We start from the raw sequence: 15,907 nt of genomic DNA on the forward strand, positions 1-15,907 counted from the left end.
CCGCCGATGCTTCCGAGGGACCGGCGAAGTCTTCGCATGACAGGACACCACGACAGCGGCGCGGCGGTGATCGGCGCCGGCCCGGCCGGGCTCGCGGCCGCCGAGGTTCTGGCGCAGGCGGGCCACGCCGTCACGGTCTACGACCGGATGCCCTCCCCGGCCCGCAAGCTCCTCATCGCCGGGCGCGGCGGCCTCAACCTCACGCATTCCGAACCCCTGGTGGATTTCCTCGGGCGCTATCATCCGCAGGGCGGCACCCTGGCGGGGGCCATCGAGGCCTTCCCGCCCACGGCGCTCCGGACCTGGTGCGACGGGCTCGGTCAGCCGACCTTCGTGGGCTCGAGCGGCCGGGTGTTCCCCGAGAGCTTTAAGGCGTCCCCGCTCCTGCGTGCCTGGCTTGCACGCCTTGCCGATCTCGGGGTCGTGATCAGAACCCGACATCGCTTCGTCGGCTGGTCGGAGACGGGCGCGGTCCTGTTCGACACGCCGGACGGCCCGACCGAGGCCCGGCCTGCCGCCCTGCTCCTGGCACTGGGGGGCGCGAGTTGGCCGCGCCTCGGCTCGGACGGGGCCTGGGTGCCCGTGCTGGAAGGCCAGGGCATCGCGGTGACGCCCCTCACTGCATCCAATGTCGGCTTCAGCGTCGCGTGGTCGGCGGTCTTCGCCGAGCGCTTCGCCGGCCAGCCCCTCAAGCGCATCGCCCTGACGGTTGGCGAAAGCCGGGTGCGCGGCGAGGCGATGATCACGGCCGAGGGCATCGAGGGCGGGGTGCTCTACGCAGCCTCGCACGCCATCCGGGCGGCCCTGGCCGCCGGGGCGACCACCGCCGTCACCCTCGATCTGCGCCCGGATTGCTCGGAGGCGGCCCTGATCCAAGCCTTGAGCCGCGCCAAACCCGGCGAATCCCTGTCGAACCGCCTGCGCAAGGGCGCCGGACTCTCGCCCGTGGCGGCCGGATTTCTCCGTGAGGCGGCCGGTTCGAACCTGCCCGCCGAAGCGGGAGCCCTGGCGGCCCTGATCAAGGCCGCGCCCTTACGCCTGCGCGCCCCCCACGCCATCGAGCGGGCGATCTCGTCCGCCGGGGGCGTCCCGTTCGGGCAGATCGACGGGCGCTTCATGCTGCGGGCCCGGCCCGGCATTTTCGTCGCCGGCGAAATGCTCGACTGGGACGCCCCCACGGGCGGCTACCTGCTCCAGGGTGCCTTCGCCAGCGGACGGGCGGCGGCGGAGGGGATGCGCGCCTGGATGGCGCGCATCTGATCCGGCTTCAGAAGCGACCGCAGACGGCCACCAAACCCTGGCTCTCGGAGGGGCAGGATGCGCCGGTGCCACGGCTCATGGTGGCGTTGCCCGTGGGCAGGCAATAGGCCGAGACCAGGGTCTCGCCGACCTCGCAGGTCACGGCGCAGCCGCTCGCCGGGCAGGATTCCGGACGCACCACCCGCAGGGATGAGCCACCCGAGGCCGCAACCGATCCGGCCGCGCCGGCCTGGCCCTGGGCACCGGCAGGCCCGCGTGCGCCCGCCTCCCCCTTCGGCCCAGCCGCCCCCGCGGGACCCGCATCGCCCTTCGGGCCGGTATCACCCTTAGGGCCGACATCGCCCTTCGGTCCCGCCTCACCTTTCGGACCCGCCTCGCCCTTGGGACCGCTGTCCCCCTTAGGACCCGTCTCGCCCTTCGGACCGGCTTCTCCCTTCGGACCGGCCTCGCCCCGCGGCCCCGGAAGGCCCGCAACGCCCTGGGGACCCGTCGCGCCGGGTTCGCCTTGGGGACCCGCATCACCCTTGGGACCGGCCTGACCGGTTGGGCCGCAATTGGACACCACCACCTCGCGCTCGTCGTCGCCCGCCTTCAGGGTGGCAACGCAATTGGGCGGCATGTGCGGCAGGCGGAACACGAAGCGCCCCCGGCTGTCGGCGAGGACGGAAATGTCCTCGTCGAGGATCACGGTGATGCCGGGTTTGCGCACGCTGCCGGAGATGCGCAGATCCCCGTTCTCGAAGCGCGCGTCATAGACTTGGATCGGCTGGACGGGCGCTTGCGCCCGGCGGGGTTTGGCCTGTTGCGCGACGGCGGAAACCGTCCCCGCGCAGACGAACAGACTGGACAGGACCACGAGGACGCGATCGAGGCGCATACAGACTCTCCCGGACGATCCCGCGTCTCCCGCGCGGCAGGATCGATTGCTGCCCTGCGGGTCCCTCATGGTCAAGCGAGGGTTTCACACGTTCTCGAAACAGGCGTGCATCGCGTCCGCCCGACCCGTCCCGACGCGTCGGACAGCCTTCCACAGGCCAAGCCGTTGATGCCGTGAGGACTCTCGGGCGACTCTCGGGGCCACCGGAAAATCGGTTGAATATGTTCCTGTTTTGTTCTTATCATCCGGCCATGGAGCCACCCGGATGACCCAACGCCCCCTCGCCTCTCTTTCCCCCACCGACGCAGCGCCACGGGCGACCGAAACCTCGGCCGCGCGTCTCTCCGCCCTGCGGGCGCGCCTCGTCACGCAAGCGATGGAGGTCATCCCGCGAAAGCACCTGTCGTTCGGAGTCCACGCCGTCGATGGCTGCCTGCCGGGCGGCGGCCTCGGCCTCGGGCATCTGCACGAGATCGCGCCCGAAGCCGAGGGAGACGAACCCGCGGCGCTCGGGTTCGCCCTCGCCCTCGTCGCCCGGCGCCTCGCCGAGGTTCCGGGCGAAGCGCTCCTCGTCCTCGCGAAGGGGCACCCGATGCCCTACGGCCACGGTCTCGCGGGCCTCGGTCTCGACCCGGATCGGCTCCTGCTCTTCGAAGCGGGCAACGATCTCGATGCCTATCGCGCCCTGGAGGAGGCCCTGCGCACGGGGACCGGAACGTCCTCCGGCGGGCTCGCGGCGGTGGCCGGGCTCGTCGATGCCGGCCTGCCGCTGATCCAGAGCCGGCGGCTCCATCTCGCCGGGGGGCGCACGGATCGGTTGCTCCTCGTCCTGCGCCCGGTGGGCGCGGACAGCCCCAACGTCGCCGCCACGCGCTGGCGGATCGCCGCCGGCAAGGCCCTGCGCGACCGCTTCGGCTGCATCGAACGACCGTGCTGGCGGGTACGCCTCGCTCGCTGCCGCAACGGACGCATGGGAGACTGGCTCCTGGAGTGGGATCATGCCGCGCATCGTTTCGGTCTGGCTGGAGCATTGGCCGGTCACCCGCCTGAAACGGGCGGCCGGGGCACGGGCCCCGGACAGCCGTGACGGCGAGTCCTCGGACGCGCTCCCCCTCGTCGTGGCCAGTGGGGAAGCGACGGGCCTGCGCCTCGTCGCCGTCGATGTCCGCGCCCGCGCCCTCGGCCTGTGTCCCGGCGAGCCCCTCGCCCGCGCCCGCGCCCGCTTGAGCACGCCCCTCGCCGTCCATCCGTTCGATCCGGAGGCCGATGCGGCGGCCCTCGAACGACTGTGCCTGTGGGCCAAACGCTACGGGCCGGGCGTGGCGGCCTTCGGCGCGGCGGAGGGCCGCGACGGGCTGTTCCTCGACATCGCGGGATCGAGCCACCTGTTCGGCGGCGAGGCCGGCCTCGTGGCCGACCTCGCCCGGCGCCTCGCCGCCAATGGCCTGCCGGCGCGAATCGCCGTGGCGGGCAGCCCCGGCTGCGCCTTCGCCCTCGCCCGTCACGGGGCCGGCGGCCTCGTGGCGCCCGGCGGCGAGGCGGAAGCCTTGAGCGGTCTGCCCACCATCGCCCTGCGCATCGAGGCCGCGATGGCGGCGGATCTCGGCCGCCTCGGCCTGCGCCGGATCGGCGATCTCGCCGAGGCGCCCCGCGCGCCCCTGGCCCGCCGCTTCGGCGAAACCCTGATCCGGCGCCTCGATCAGGCCCTCGGCCATCGGCCGGAACCCCTCGTCGCCCTGGACGAAGCGCTGGTTTTCAGCGCCGCGCGCGGGTTCCTCGATCCCATCGGCCATCAGGCCGCCATCGTCGCCACGACGAAGCGTCTGCTGGCCGAGATCGCGCCGCGTCTCGAAGCGGCCGGCCTCGGCGCGCGGGGGCTCCGCCTCACCCTGCACCGGATCGACGGCGTGGTCCGGACCCTCGCCCTCGGCTTGAGCGAACCGACCCGCTGCCCCGTCCAAGTGGGGCGCCTCCTCGATCTGCGCCTCGACCGCCTCGGCCCCGCCCTCGACGCCGGCTTCGGTTTCGAGACCGTGCGGCTCGACATCGTGAGGACGGCCCCCATCGCCCATCGGCAGGTGACGCTCGCGGGCGACGACGGCACGGGAGCGGGCGCGTCCGGCCTCGCCGATGCCCTGCGCCAGCGCCTCGGACGCGGCCTCCTGCGCCTCACCCCGCATCAGAGCCACGTCCCCGAGCGGGCGGAGACGGCCGAGCCCTGGCGGGTGAACGATGTCGTCGCGCGGCGTCCGGTCCGGGGGCGTCCCCGCCCCCTCGTTCTCCTGACCCGGGGCGAGACCGCGGAGGACATGCTCGCCCCCGACGGCCCGCCTCAGCTCTTCCGCTGGCGCCGACGCCTGCACCGGATCACCCATGCGGACGGGCCCGAGCGCATCGCCGGGGAATGGTGGTCGGGACCCGCTCCCACTCGCGACTATTACGTGGTCGAGGATGAGGCCGGTCGCCGTCTCTGGGTCTATCGCCAGGATCCGCCCCCGGCCGAATCCCCGCCCCCGGAACGGGCGGCCCGCGTGGCACCCGTGATCGGCTGGTTCGTCCACGGGATGTTCGCGTGAGGACGCTCGGCCTCCGGCCGGGCGCAAGGACATGCGGCCTTCGGCCGGGCGCATGACGACGCCCTACGCCGAACTCGCCGTCACCACGAACTTCTCCTTCCTGCGCGGCGCGTCCCACCCGGAGGAGATGGTCGGACGGGCCGCCGAACTCGGGCTTGCCGCCATCGGCATTGCCGACCGCAACACCGTCGCGGGCGTGGTCCGGGCCTATGCGGAGACCCTGCGCCGGGTGAAGGCCGGGGAACCCTCGATCCGCCTCCTCGTGGGGGTGCGCCTCGTGACCGATTGTGGCTTCGAGGCCGTGGCCTACCCCATGGACCGGGCGGCCTATGGCCGGCTGTGCCGCCTCCTCACCCTGGGCAATCGCCGGTCCGAGAAGGGCCAGTGCCGCTTCTCCTTCGCCGAGATGCTGGCGGCGAGCGAGGGCCAGATGCTCATCGCGATGCCGCCGGAGGATCCACCCACGGAGGATCCGGACGCCCTCCTCGCGGCCCGGCTCGTCGCCCTGGCCGAGGCCGCGCCCGGCCGCACGTTCCTCGCCGGTAGCCATCGTCATCGCGGCGACGAGGCGCGGCGCCTCGGGCGCCTCGCCGCCTGGGGGGACCGCCTCGGCACGCCCCTGGTGGCGGTCTCGGACGCGCTTTACCACCACCCCGGCCGGCGCCCGCTGCAGGACATCCTCACCTGCATCAGCGCCGGCTGCACCCTGGGGCAGGCCGGCTACCGGCTGGAGGCCAATGCCGAACGCCACCTCAAGCCGCCCGCCGTGATGGCGCGGCTGTTCCGCGACCATCCGGCGGCCCTGGCTCGCACCCTGGAGATCGTGGGGGCCTGCGACTTCTCCCTGGGCCAACTCCGCTATGAATATCCCGACGAACCAGTGCCGCCGGGGCGCACGGCGCAGGCGTATCTCGCCGACAAGGTCCGGGAGCGCGCCCGGTGGCGCTACCCGGACGGCGTTCCGGAGACCATCGCGAACACCATCGAGGACGAACTCGCGCTGATCGAGAAGATGGATTACGCGCGCTACTTCCTCACCCTGTTCGACATCGTCGAGTTCGCGCGGGACCGGGGCATCCTGTGCCAGGGCCGGGGCTCGGCCGCGAATTCCGTGGTCTGCTACTGCCTCGGCATCACGGCCGTGGACCCCACGGAGATCCGCCTGCTGTTCGCGCGCTTCATTTCGGAGAACCGGGACGAGCCGCCCGACATCGACGTCGATTTCGAGCACGAGCGCCGCGAGGAGGTGATCCAGCACCTCTACGCCCGCTACGGCCGCGACCGTGCCGCCCTCTGCGCCACGGTGATCCATTACCGGCCGCGCAGCGCCATCCGCGAAGTCGGCAAGGTGCTGGGCCTCACCCCCGACATCACCGGCCTCATGGCCGACACCGTGTGGGGCTCGTGGGGCGCCGCCCTGCCCGACGCCCATATCGCGCAGGCAGGCCTCGACCCGAGGAACCAGGCGATCCGGCAGGCGCTGGATCTCGCCCACGCCCTCATCGGCTTCCCGCGCCACCTGTCACAGCATGTCGGCGGGTTCATCCTCACGCGCGGACGCCTCGACGAGACCGTGCCGGTGGGCAACGGCGCCATGGCGGACCGCACCTTCATCGAATGGGACAAGGACGACATCGACGTCCTCGGCCTGATGAAGGTCGACGTGCTGGCGCTCGGCATGTTGAGCTGCCTCAAGCGCGGCGTCGATTTTCTGCGTCACCACTATGGACACGATTACCCGACCCTCGCCGACCTGCCGCGCGAAGATCCGGCCGTCTACGCCATGCTGTCGAAGGCCGACTCGGTGGGCGTGTTCCAAGTCGAGAGTCGGGCGCAGATGTCGATGCTGCCGCGCCTGAAACCTGCGGAATTCTACGACCTCGTCGTGCAGGTCGCCATCGTCCGCCCCGGCCCGATCCAGGGCGACATGGTGCATCCCTATTTGCGTCGCCGACAGGGAATCGACCCCGTCGAATACCCCTCCCCTCATCCCGACTACGGGAAGAAGGACGAGTTGAAGAGTGTGCTCCAGCGGACCTACGGCGTGCCCCTGTTCCAGGAGCACGCCATGCAGATCGCCATCACGGCGGCGGGGTTCGCGCCGCACGAGGCCGACGGCCTGCGCCGGGCCATGGCGACCTTCCGGCACAACGGCGCCATCGTGAACTTCCGCACGAAGTTCGTCGAGGGCATGGTGGCGCGCGGCTATCCCCGCGACTTCACCGAGCGCTGCTTCAAGCAGATCGAGGGGTTCTCCACCTACGGCTTTCCCGAGAGCCATGCGGCCAGCTTCGCCCTCCTCGTCTACGCCTCCGCCTGGATGAAGTGCCGGCACCCCGACGTCTTCCTCGCGGCCATCCTCAACGCCCAGCCCATGGGCTTCTACCAGCCGGCCCAGCTCGTGCGCGACGCCCGGGCCCACGGGGTCGAGGTGCGCGGGGTCGACGTGAATGCCAGCGCCTGGGACTGCACCCTGGAGCCGGCCTCCGAGCCCCCGCCTCCGGGCGTACCCCGGCGCCTCGCCGTGCGGCTCGGCCTGCGTCAGGTGAGCGGGGTGCCGGAGGCGGCCATGCGGCGTCTCGTGCACTTACGCGGCAACGGCTACGCCAGCATCGAGGGGTTGCAGGCCGCCCTCGCCCTGCCGCGCAACGCCCTCGAACGCCTCGCCGAAGCCGACGCCTTCCGTTCCCTCGACCTCGACCGGCGCGCGGCCCTTTGGGCGGTACGGACGCTCGAAGGCACCTCCGCCCGCAAGGCCGCCGCGCGGACGGGAGCGGACCGGCGTGCCCATCTCCTGGAAACGCCGCTGCCGCTGTTCGCCTTTCACGCCGATGACGGCCTGTTTCGTGGAGAGGCCCCCGTGGCGCTGCCGATGATGGAGGCCTCCGAACAGGTGGCTGCGGATTACGTCACCACCGGGCTCTCCCTCAGGGGCCATCCCGTGGCGTTCTTCCGGGAGCGTCTGGCCCGGATCGGCGCGATTCCCGCCTGCCATCACCAGGACGAAACCCGCGTGCCCAACAACGCCCGCGTCACCGTGGCGGGCCTCGTATTGACTCGTCAGCGTCCCGGCACGGCGCACGGCACGGTGTTCCTCACCCTCGAGGACGAGACCGGCATTGCCAACGTCATCGTCTCGGCCAAGGTGTTTGAGGCCCATCGCGCCATCGCCATGGGGGGGCGCTTCCTCGCCGTCCGGGGACGCGTCCAGCGCCAAGGGGCCGTGGTCCACCTCCTCGCCGAACGCTTCCGCGACCTCACGGCCGAGCTACCCACCCTGCGCGAGGGCGGTCTGCGGCTTCCCCCCGAAACCACGGACTTCTCGGCCCCGCCCGACAGGCGCGTGTATCGCAGCCGGGATTTCCACTGACCGTCAGGCGGACTGGCTCCAAGGCTGAGACCGACCGAAGACAGGCAATGCCGAAAATGGAAAAAAGCCGATCAGTTTCCTGACCGGCTCGCCCATCTCACCGATGGAAAATCTGGATTGGTTAGTTTGGTGGGTGCACAAGGGTTCGAACCTTGGACCCGCTGATTAAGAGTCAGCTGCTCTACCAACTGAGCTATGCACCCTCGCCTTGCGGCGGTCGCTGCGGCCCACCAAGTCCGCCGCGACGAGGTGGCTGATAGCAAAGCCTCCCGGGGGTGTCCACCCCCCGGGGCGCATTTTTTGAAATCGGCTAAGGTTGGCTCACGAAACCGTCGCCGGGGACTGGGCGTGCAGGCGCACGGCGGAAGCCGAGAGTTTGTTCAGGGCGGAGAGGTAGGCGCGAGCCGAGGCCACGAGGGTGTCGGGATCGGCGCCCCGGGCGGTGACGCTGCGCTCGCCGCTCTTGAGGCGCACGGAGACTTCCGCCTGGGCATCGGTGCCCTCGGTGACGGCATCGACCTTGTAGAGTTCGAGATCGGCCACGTGCGGCACCAGGGCCTGGATGGCGTTGAACACCGCGTCCACCGGACCGTTGCCCTCGGCCTCTTCCGTCACCACCCGGCCGTCGATGGCGAGCTTCATCGTGGCGCGCTGCGGCCCGTGCGTCCCGGCGATCACCGAGAGCGACACCAGGCGGATGCGGTCGTGGGCGGTGGCGAGATTCTCGTCGACGAGGGCCTCGATATCCTCGTCGTAGACATGCTTCTTGCGGTCGGCGAGGGCCTTGAACCGCTCGAAGGCGTCCTGCATCCGGTTGTCGCTGAGGGTGATGCCGAGTTCCTCCAGCTTGGAGCGGAAGGCGGCCCGGCCCGAGTGCTTGCCCATGACCAGGGAGGTCTTGGACACGCCGACGGAAGCGGGGGTCATGATCTCGTAGGTTTCGGTGTGCTTAAGCATCCCGTCCTGATGGATGCCGCTCTCGTGGGCGAAGGCGTTCCGGCCCACGATGGCCTTGTTGTACTGCACAGGGAAGTTCGTCGCGTGCGAGACGAGCTTGGAGGCGCGCGTCAGCATCGTGGTCTCGATGCCGGTCTCGTAGGGCATCACGTCACCGCGCGTGCGGATCGCCATGACGATCTCTTCCAGGGCCGCGTTGCCGGCGCGTTCCCCGATACCGTTGATGGTGCATTCCACCTGCCGGGCACCACCCTCGACACCGGCCAACGAGTTGGCGATGGCGAGCCCGAGGTCGTTGTGACAATGCACCGAGAAGACCGCCTGGTCGGCATTCGGCACGCGCTCGCGCACGCTTCTGAATATGGCCCGGTACTCGTCGGGCGTGGCATAGCCCACGGTGTCCGGCAGATTGATGGTGGTGGCGCCCGAACGGATCGCCGCCTCGACGCAGCGGCACAGGTAGTCGATGGGCGTACGGGTGGCGTCCATGGCCGACCATTCCACATCCTCGACGAGGTCGCGGGCCTGGGACACGGTCTTCAGGATGATCTCGATCACCTCGTCCTGCGTCTTGCGCATCTGATGCGCGAGGTGGATCGGCGAGGTCGAGACAAAGGTGTGGATGCGCCCCCGACGGGCATGCCGAACGGCTTCGCCGGCCCGCGCGATATCGGCGGGGATCGCACGGGCGAGGCCCGCGATGGTCGCGCGCTTGGCCCGACGGGCGATCTCGGCCACGGCTTCGAAATCGCCGTTGGAGGCGATGGGAAACCCAGCTTCGATGATGTCCACGCCCATGGTGTCGAGGAGTTCGGCGACGGCCAGCTTCTCGTCCAGGGTCATGGTGGCACCGGGGCACTGCTCGCCGTCGCGCAGGGTGGTGTCGAAAATGAGGACGCGGTCTTTGTGCGTCGGCGTGGTCGAAGAGGTCATGGGGCTGATCCTATGGCGACGCGCGGTCTCAAGGAGACACGGCGCCTGACGACTCTCGCATGGCGGCGGAGCCCGATTTCATGATGGGGTGTGGTCGGAACGCGTCCCCTGAGAGCCCAGGCGCACGCCCGGACGGCCCTCAGGGGCGGATAAGGAGGAGGCCGTTGGAAAGCACCGCGGAGACGCGCGCACGGGGCCGCATGGCCGCGAAAGCGGCATCTGTGCGGCTGACCATGGAGCCGGCGCTGGCCAAGGCTCGTCTCTCCCGAGGGGCAATCGCGCGCGGTTGAACACGGCGAACGATCACGAATGACAAATTCCTAGACCGCGTCGTCGCGGTTGACAAGCGCCGGAACAGGGGGACTGGCCAGACGCATTCGTGATCCCGCCGATACCAGCGGCCGCACAAGGAATGCGCTTCGCGCCATTGCCTCGGAGCAGCACAAGCCTAGCTCACCGCCCGGACTTGGAACTTGCCACGATGTCCCGGTCATCCGATCGTAAAAATCCGAGGGAAAACGCCATCATGTCACGCCGTCTTTCGATCACGCTCGCCCTGCCCGTCTGCGCGCTACTGGCCGGAACCGCCCCGAGCCTCGCCCTCGACGTGACGAAGACCGTCGATATCGCGGCACCTCCCGCCAAGGTCTGGTCGGTCATCGGCGATTTCTGCGGCATCGGCCAATGGCACCCGGCCATCGAGAAATGCGCCCTGTCGAAGGACGGCGGCAAGACCCTGCGCACCCTCAGCCTGAAGGGCGGCGGCACCATCGTCGAGTCACAGACCGCGCGCGACGACGCCAAGATGTCCTACACCTATGGCATCGTCTCGGGCCCCCTGCCCGTGAGCGACTACAGCTCGACCCTTTCCGTCGCCCCCAAGGCCAACGGCTCGCTGGTGACCTGGACCGGCAGCTTCAAGGCCAAGGGCGCCCCCGACGCGGTCGCCGTCGATGCCATCACGGGCATCTACGATTCCGGTCTCAAGGCCATCGCCGACAAGGCGAAGTAGCCGCCGCCGTCCTCCGACAATCAGGACCGGAACCATCGTCCACAAGCGTGCCGTCGCGGAACTGCCCCGCAACGGTACGCCCATCGGACACGCGATTGACCCACCCGGTCCCGAGGGGCACAACCCGCACCAGTCAAGCTGTGCCATTCTGGGGAAAGCCGTCGTGTCATCGCATCGCGCAACCCGCCTGCTCGCCACCCTCCTCGCCGGAGCCCTCGTGGGCGCGTGCAAACCGAGTGCCTCGGCCCCGCCCGTCGTGGCGGCCCCCGTGGCTGCGGCGGCCACGGTCCTACCACAGGGCAATGGATGCGGCCCCAGCATCGCCCGGACCCAGGCCGTCGTCGACAGCGACGTCGCCACCGGCAACCTCAACCCGCCCGTCGGTGAGCGCTTCAGCGGCGACCTCCGCCGGGCAGCCGAGGTATGCGGATCGGGGAAGGACCGTGAGGCCCTTGGCCTGCTCGCCGCCGCCAAGGCGCGCTACGGCTACCGGTAGACGGTGTTGAGGTAGGCCCGCACGAAACCGGGCATCCGGTCGGCGTCGAGGTCGGCGCGGGAGCGGGTGGCGACGAAACCAGCGAGTTCCGGCTCGGCTTGCGCCGCCCGGTGCTCTTCCATGCGGGCGATCAAGCCGGCGGCCTCCTCCGGCATATGCACCGGATGCAGGAACGCGTGCTGGCCCTCGCCGCTCACGAGGAGCCATTCGGAGGGCGCTCCGAGCGGAACGCTCAGACCCGTCTCCTCCCGGAATTCGCGGGTGGCGCTGCCCTCGAGATCGACTTGGCCATCCCGGCGGATGTCCGAACGGTCGGGGGTGCCGCAAGGGAAATAGACTTGGCCGGCATTCGCGGTCTCCTGCCCCATCACGCCCAGCACCACGGCACCGTCGCGCGACCAGGGCACCACGGCGGCGAACGCGTTGGCGACGGCGGGATCGGGTGAGCCGCCCTCGCGAAACGCCAGGAACTCCGAGAACGCCACCTCGAACAGGTCGATCCGGCAGGCGCCCTCGGTCACCGTGCAGGCGCAGCTGAGGAGCACGCGGCCATCGAAGAGCGCGGGCTTGGCCGCCTTCCGTGCCGCCCAATGAGCCGCGATGGCGGCGGCGTTGTCCCGCGCCCAGGCCCAGTCGTGCGGGACGAGGCGGGCGTCGAGACGGGTGAGGCGCGTGAGGGTGAACGCCTCAGGCACGCAAGCGCCCCTCCGTGACGATCACCGCCGATCCGCAGACCTCGACGGCCTGCAGGGCACCGGCATCAATGCCGAGTTGCACCCGGATCTCGCTCGGGCGCCCCATGGTGAGACCCTGATGCAGGACGAGGTCGTGGGTCCCCTCCCCCAGGGGTTCGAATTGCATCATCACCCCGGCGAACGCCGCCGCCGCCGAACCCGTGGCCGGGTCCTCGGGCACGCCGAGATGGGGCGCGAACACCCGGGCGTGGAAGTGGCGGGCCGGCCCGTCCGGATCGCGGATGTAGAGGTAGAGGGCCGCCGGCTCGCCGAGGCGCGCGAGCGCCACCGGATCGAGGCGGACCTCGGCCAGGGCCTCGGGCGACGCCACGGGCACGAACAGGAAGGGTTGGCCGAGGCGATGCAGGCTCGGCGCGTGCAGACCGAAGCCGATGGCCCTGGATTCCAGGCCGAGGGCGCGGGCGAGGGCCTCGATCCGAGGACCGTCGCCCACGAAGTCCGGCAGGACCGGCATGCGAAAGCGCGCCTGCCCCCGCCCCTCACCGGCTTCGACCACACAGGAAATGGTACCGATCGCTTCCTCCAGACCGAAGGCCAGGGCGTCGGCGCGGTCCGCATGGGCGTCCTCAAGGGCGAGGAGCACGGCGGTGCCGACCGTCGGGTGGCCGGCGAAGGGCAGTTCGGCCTTCGGGGTGAAGATGCGCAGCCGCGCCCGGTGGCGGGGGTCGTCGGGGGGCAGAACGAACACCGTCTCGGACAGGTTGAACTCGCCCGCGATGGCCTGCATGGCGGCGCCGTCGAGGCCGTCGGTGTCGAGGACCACCGCGAGGGGATTGCCGGCCAGCGGCGTGTTCGTGAACACGTCGAGGGTGACGAAGCGTCGGGCCATTTTCACTCCTCCGTCAGACACTTAGACCGGCTCGACCGGAAAGGTCTCGCTCGGGGACACGAACTCGTCCTGCGCCGCCACGGTCAGGATCTCGCGGGAGCCGGCCTCCGCCGTGCGGCGCAGGAGGCCGTAGACGGAGGCGCCCGCCATGCCGAGCGCCAGGGCGGCCGAGCCCGTGCGGGCATAGTGGACGAGGAACAGGGCCGCGATGGCATCCCCCGCCCCGTTGACGTCGAGGGTGAGGCGGGGCGTGCGCAGGAGCCAGAACTGGCCGCCCTCCCCCGCCAGGAGGTCGATGGCGCCCGGCGGCGTCGCGTCGGTGACGAGGGAGGTCACCAGCACGACGCGGGGGCCGAGGGCGTGGAGCGCCGCCACGGCCGCCTTGGCGGCGTCGAGGGTATTAGAGGCAAGCCCTGAGAGATGGTTCAACTCGAATTGGTTCGGGGTCGCGATATCGGCGACCCTAAGGGCTTGATTCGCCATGAATTCCGGGATCCCCGGACGCACGTAGATGCCCCGGTCGGTGTCGCCCATCACGGGGTCGCAGGCGTAGAGGGCGTTGGGGTTCGCGGCCCGGACGGTGGCGACGGCGCGTACGATGGCGGTTCCGATATCGGCCGAGCCCATGTAGCCCGAGAGCACGCCGTCGCATTGGCCCAGGACACCGCGCTCGGAGATGCCCGCCACCAGTTCCTCGATGGCCGGGCCGTCGAACACCCGGCCGCGCCAGGCGCCGTAGCCCGTGTGGTTGGAGAACTGCACGGTGTGGATGGCCCAAACCTCGACGCCGAGGCGCTGCATCGGAAACACGGCGGATGCGTTACCGACGTGGCCGTAGGCCACGTGGGACTGGATCGAGAGGATGTTCAAGCGGGCCGGTCCTCCTGCGTAACGCCTTCCCTTATCTCGTTTTTCGCGACCTCGCACCCTCTAGGACGACCATGGACTTCGAAGCCCTCAAGACCTCGACCCTCGCTTTCGTCGAGGCCCATCAGGGGTGGACGCCGCTCATCGTCGGGGTGCTGGCCTTCTGCGAATCCGTGGCGTTCCTGTCCCTGCTGGTGCCCGCCACCGTGCTGCTGCTCGGCATCGGTGCCCTGATGGGGACGATCGGGATTCCGTTCGTGCCGGTGATGCTGGCGGCGGCCCTCGGAGCGGCCCTAGGGGATTGGATTTCCTACGAATTCGGCCATTACTACAAGGAGGGGGCCAAGCAGATGTGGCCCCTGACGCGCTACCCCGCCATGGTGGAGAAGGGCGAGGCATTCTGCCGGAAATGGGGGGCCGGAGGGGTCGCCATCGGGCGGTTCTTCGGGCCGGCCCGGGCCGTGGTGCCGCTGATCGCCGGCATCTTCGGGGTGAAACGCCTGCCATTTCAGGTGGCGAACGTGCTGTCGGCCCTGGTCTGGGCCTTCGTGATGCTGGCGCCGGGCGCCGGATTGTTGAGCTATTTCAAAGGCTAAGCGAACCCGCGCGGCGACGCCGCAGGTGACAAGCCGGGCCGGGCCTGATTTCTAGGGCGACCGTCCCGATTCGGAACAGCCGATGTCCGCCGCGCTTGCCTCCGCGATCTCTGCCACCGCGATCCTGCCCCCCGACCGCCGGCAATCGGCCACCGCGCTCCACGTGCAACGGGGGGTGCGGCGGCTGTATTCGGAACTCGGCCACGTGACGATTCCGGAGTTTTCCCTCGCCAACGGGCGGCGGGCCGACGTCATCGCCCTGTGCCCGGCGGGTAAACTGACGATCATCGAGATCAAGTCGAGCGTCGCCGACTTTCGGGCCGATCGGAAATGGCCGGATTACCGCAACTATTGCGACCGGTTCTACTTCGCGATCCCCGACACGCTCTCGACGACACTGACGCCGGAGGATGCGGGACTGATCGTCGCCGACGCGTTCGGGGCCGCGATCCTGCGCGACCCGGCCGAACATGCCTTGAGCGGCGCACGGCGCAAGGCCGTGACTCTCCGCTTCGCCCACAGCGCGGCGCGGCTGCTGCACGCCCTCGCGGACCCCGGCGCGATTCGCGAAGGGGCGCTTTAGTGAATGAAATCAGGGCGCTAGGACGATCTCGCCCTCCCGGACGGCGCGCTCGCCCGTGCCGGATTTGATGCGGTAGAACGGTTCGCCGGTCTGGTCCTCGGGGACGAGGCGGACGATCTCGAACACATCGCCGGGGTCGGATTTGGCCTCGGCATACCCGAGGCGGGCACGGCGCACGCGCTGGCCGAGCTTGAACTTGTGGGACATGGACGTCTCCTGTCGCGTGCCGCCGGAGCGGCGCACGCGAAGCGCCGCGCGCCGGCGCATCCCCGAATGGGACGGTCGGCGCCCGGCGCGAGCGACTTGAAGACCGCGCGTTACTTGCGGGCCTTGGCCTTGCGCGCCGCGTAACGGGCATCGCGCAGAGCTTTCTGCTCGGCGCGGATCGCGGCGGCCTGAGCGATCTTCTCTTCGGCCAACCGGATGGCCTCGGCGGCGAGGCGCTCGCGCTCGCGATCCTCCTCGGCGCGGCGCTGGGCCTCCGCCGCGAGGCGGGCCTCTTCGCGGGCGCGGGTCCGGGCTTCACGGTCGCGCACGATCTTTTCGCGCTCGGCCTTGCGGGCCAGAACAGCGGGATCGTCGGCGGCGGGACGGTCACGAAAACGGGCGAGGGCCGCCTGACGGGCTTCCTGGGCCGCCTTGAGGCGGTCGGTCATGGAATTGGCGTTGAATTGGCTCACACAGCATCCTGCATTGCGCCGGTCTCGGGGCCGGCGGATTGACGAGAACCTTCATATAAGAAACCGCTCCCCGTTCGGGAAGCGGCTCTTCGTGGCAGCGAGGGGCGGCACACGGC

General features: G+C 70.3%; 15 protein-coding genes and 1 tRNA gene. 8 read left to right on the plus strand and 8 right to left on the minus strand.

All coding sequences use genetic code 11. The annotated features are described in order from the left end of the window. The first annotated feature begins 36 nt into the window (after positions 1 to 36). A complete protein-coding gene (locus BM249_RS06870) occupies positions 37 to 1,260 on the plus strand; it encodes a TIGR03862 family flavoprotein (protein ID WP_091970266.1) in 1,224 nt (407 codons plus the stop codon). A 7-nt stretch (positions 1,261 to 1,267) separates the two neighbouring features. On the opposite strand, the gene BM249_RS06875 is transcribed toward BM249_RS06870, so the two are convergent. After that, positions 1,268 to 2,137 carry a collagen-like domain-containing protein gene (locus BM249_RS06875; protein ID WP_091970268.1) on the minus strand — a complete coding sequence of 290 codons (870 nt, stop codon included), beginning with the start codon at positions 2,135 to 2,137 and terminating at the stop codon, positions 1,268 to 1,270. A gap of 265 nt (positions 2,138 to 2,402) precedes the next feature. On the opposite strand from BM249_RS06875, the gene BM249_RS06880 reads away from it, so the two are divergent. Genes BM249_RS06880 through BM249_RS06890 form a run of 3 tightly spaced genes read left to right on the plus strand, consistent with a single transcriptional unit; the run spans position 2,403 to position 8,083 of the window. Then, complete coding sequence (locus BM249_RS06880) at positions 2,403 to 3,224, plus strand: ImuA family protein (protein WP_091970515.1); 822 nt, start codon at positions 2,403 to 2,405, stop codon at positions 3,222 to 3,224. Continuing rightward, positions 3,136 to 4,713: a Y-family DNA polymerase gene (locus BM249_RS06885; protein ID WP_143103699.1), complete on the plus strand. Its 1,578-nt coding sequence runs from the start codon at positions 3,136 to 3,138 to the stop codon at positions 4,711 to 4,713. Before BM249_RS06880 ends, BM249_RS06885 begins: the two co-directional genes overlap by 89 nt. A 52-nt stretch (positions 4,714 to 4,765) precedes the next feature. Then, complete coding sequence (locus BM249_RS06890) at positions 4,766 to 8,083, plus strand: error-prone DNA polymerase (RefSeq protein WP_091970270.1); 3,318 nt, start codon at positions 4,766 to 4,768, stop codon at positions 8,081 to 8,083. A 127-nt stretch (positions 8,084 to 8,210) separates the two neighbouring features. On the opposite strand, the gene BM249_RS06895 is transcribed toward BM249_RS06890, so the two are convergent. Beyond that, positions 8,211 to 8,286: transfer RNA gene (locus BM249_RS06895), tRNA-Lys, on the minus strand. 118 nt (positions 8,287 to 8,404) lie between these two features. After that, complete coding sequence (locus BM249_RS06900) at positions 8,405 to 9,973, minus strand: 2-isopropylmalate synthase (protein WP_091970272.1); 1,569 nt, start codon at positions 9,971 to 9,973, stop codon at positions 8,405 to 8,407. A gap of 526 nt (positions 9,974 to 10,499) precedes the next feature. Between BM249_RS06900 and BM249_RS06905 the strand changes: the two genes are divergently transcribed. Next, a complete protein-coding gene (locus tag BM249_RS06905; RefSeq protein ID WP_091970274.1) occupies positions 10,500 to 10,985 on the plus strand; it encodes an SRPBCC family protein in 486 nt (161 codons plus the stop codon). 163 nt (positions 10,986 to 11,148) lie between these two features. Further along, positions 11,149 to 11,481 (plus strand): hypothetical protein, encoded by a 333-nt coding sequence (locus tag BM249_RS06910; protein WP_091970276.1) that lies wholly within the window; start codon positions 11,149 to 11,151, stop codon positions 11,479 to 11,481. On the opposite strand, the gene BM249_RS06915 is transcribed toward BM249_RS06910, so the two are convergent. The 3 genes from BM249_RS06915 to pdxY are packed head-to-tail and all read right to left on the minus strand — an operon-like array spanning position 11,472 to position 13,935. Beyond that, positions 11,472 to 12,176, minus strand: coding sequence for an NUDIX hydrolase (locus BM249_RS06915; RefSeq protein WP_091970278.1), 705 nt, complete (start codon positions 12,174 to 12,176; stop codon positions 11,472 to 11,474). The genes BM249_RS06910 and BM249_RS06915 overlap by 10 nt on opposite strands. Next, complete coding sequence (locus BM249_RS06920; protein WP_091970280.1) at positions 12,169 to 13,065, minus strand: PhzF family phenazine biosynthesis protein; 897 nt, start codon at positions 13,063 to 13,065, stop codon at positions 12,169 to 12,171. The genes BM249_RS06915 and BM249_RS06920 overlap by 8 nt, the downstream gene beginning before the upstream one ends. 21 nt (positions 13,066 to 13,086) lie before the next feature. Beyond that, entirely contained in the window at positions 13,087 to 13,935 is an 849-nt protein-coding gene (gene pdxY, locus BM249_RS06925) for a pyridoxal kinase PdxY (protein WP_091970282.1), read from the minus strand. A 71-nt stretch (positions 13,936 to 14,006) separates the two neighbouring features. Between pdxY and BM249_RS06930 the strand changes: the two genes are divergently transcribed. Continuing rightward, on the plus strand, positions 14,007 to 14,528 hold the full coding sequence (locus tag BM249_RS06930) for a DedA family protein (RefSeq protein ID WP_091970284.1): 522 nt from the start codon (positions 14,007 to 14,009) through the stop codon (positions 14,526 to 14,528). 82 nt (positions 14,529 to 14,610) lie between these two features. After that, positions 14,611 to 15,111 carry an MmcB family DNA repair protein gene (locus BM249_RS06935; RefSeq protein WP_091970286.1) on the plus strand — a complete coding sequence of 167 codons (501 nt, stop codon included), beginning with the start codon at positions 14,611 to 14,613 and terminating at the stop codon, positions 15,109 to 15,111. A 9-nt stretch (positions 15,112 to 15,120) separates the two neighbouring features. Here the strand turns inward: BM249_RS06935 and BM249_RS06940 are convergent, their stop codons facing one another. Together BM249_RS06940 and BM249_RS06945 are read right to left on the minus strand one after the other, a co-directional pair. Continuing rightward, positions 15,121 to 15,318 carry a hypothetical protein gene (locus tag BM249_RS06940; RefSeq protein ID WP_091970288.1) on the minus strand — a complete coding sequence of 66 codons (198 nt, stop codon included), beginning with the start codon at positions 15,316 to 15,318 and terminating at the stop codon, positions 15,121 to 15,123. Between the two features lie 110 nt (positions 15,319 to 15,428). Continuing rightward, the gene (locus tag BM249_RS06945; RefSeq protein WP_280142650.1) at positions 15,429 to 15,791 is read right to left on the minus strand and encodes a DUF6481 family protein; all 363 of its coding nucleotides are present in this window, start codon (positions 15,789 to 15,791) and stop codon (positions 15,429 to 15,431) included. Between the last annotated feature and the right edge of the window lie 116 nt (positions 15,792 to 15,907).

Source organism: Methylobacterium gossipiicola (assembly GCF_900113485.1).
GTDB lineage: Bacteria > Pseudomonadota > Alphaproteobacteria > Rhizobiales > Beijerinckiaceae > Methylobacterium > Methylobacterium gossipiicola.

Bases quoted from the DNA above. Each gene is read 5' to 3' on its own strand.
- BM249_RS06870 (WP_091970266.1), top strand. From the start codon at position 37: ATGACAGGACACCACGACAGCGGCGCGGCGGTGATCGGCGCCGGCCCG.
- BM249_RS06875 (WP_091970268.1), bottom strand. From the start codon at position 2,137: ATGCGCCTCGATCGCGTCCTCGTGGTCCTGTCCAGTCTGTTCGTCTGC.
- BM249_RS06880 (WP_091970515.1), top strand. From the start codon at position 2,403: ATGACCCAACGCCCCCTCGCCTCTCTTTCCCCCACCGACGCAGCGCCA.
- BM249_RS06885 (WP_143103699.1), top strand. From the start codon at position 3,136: ATGCCGCGCATCGTTTCGGTCTGGCTGGAGCATTGGCCGGTCACCCGC.
- BM249_RS06890 (WP_091970270.1), top strand. From the start codon at position 4,766: ATGACGACGCCCTACGCCGAACTCGCCGTCACCACGAACTTCTCCTTC.
- BM249_RS06900 (WP_091970272.1), bottom strand. From the start codon at position 9,973: ATGACCTCTTCGACCACGCCGACGCACAAAGACCGCGTCCTCATTTTC.
- BM249_RS06905 (WP_091970274.1), top strand. From the start codon at position 10,500: ATGTCACGCCGTCTTTCGATCACGCTCGCCCTGCCCGTCTGCGCGCTA.
- BM249_RS06920 (WP_091970280.1), bottom strand. From the start codon at position 13,065: ATGGCCCGACGCTTCGTCACCCTCGACGTGTTCACGAACACGCCGCTG.
- BM249_RS06930 (WP_091970284.1), top strand. From the start codon at position 14,007: ATGGACTTCGAAGCCCTCAAGACCTCGACCCTCGCTTTCGTCGAGGCC.
- BM249_RS06935 (WP_091970286.1), top strand. From the start codon at position 14,611: ATGTCCGCCGCGCTTGCCTCCGCGATCTCTGCCACCGCGATCCTGCCC.
- BM249_RS06940 (WP_091970288.1), bottom strand. From the start codon at position 15,318: ATGTCCCACAAGTTCAAGCTCGGCCAGCGCGTGCGCCGTGCCCGCCTC.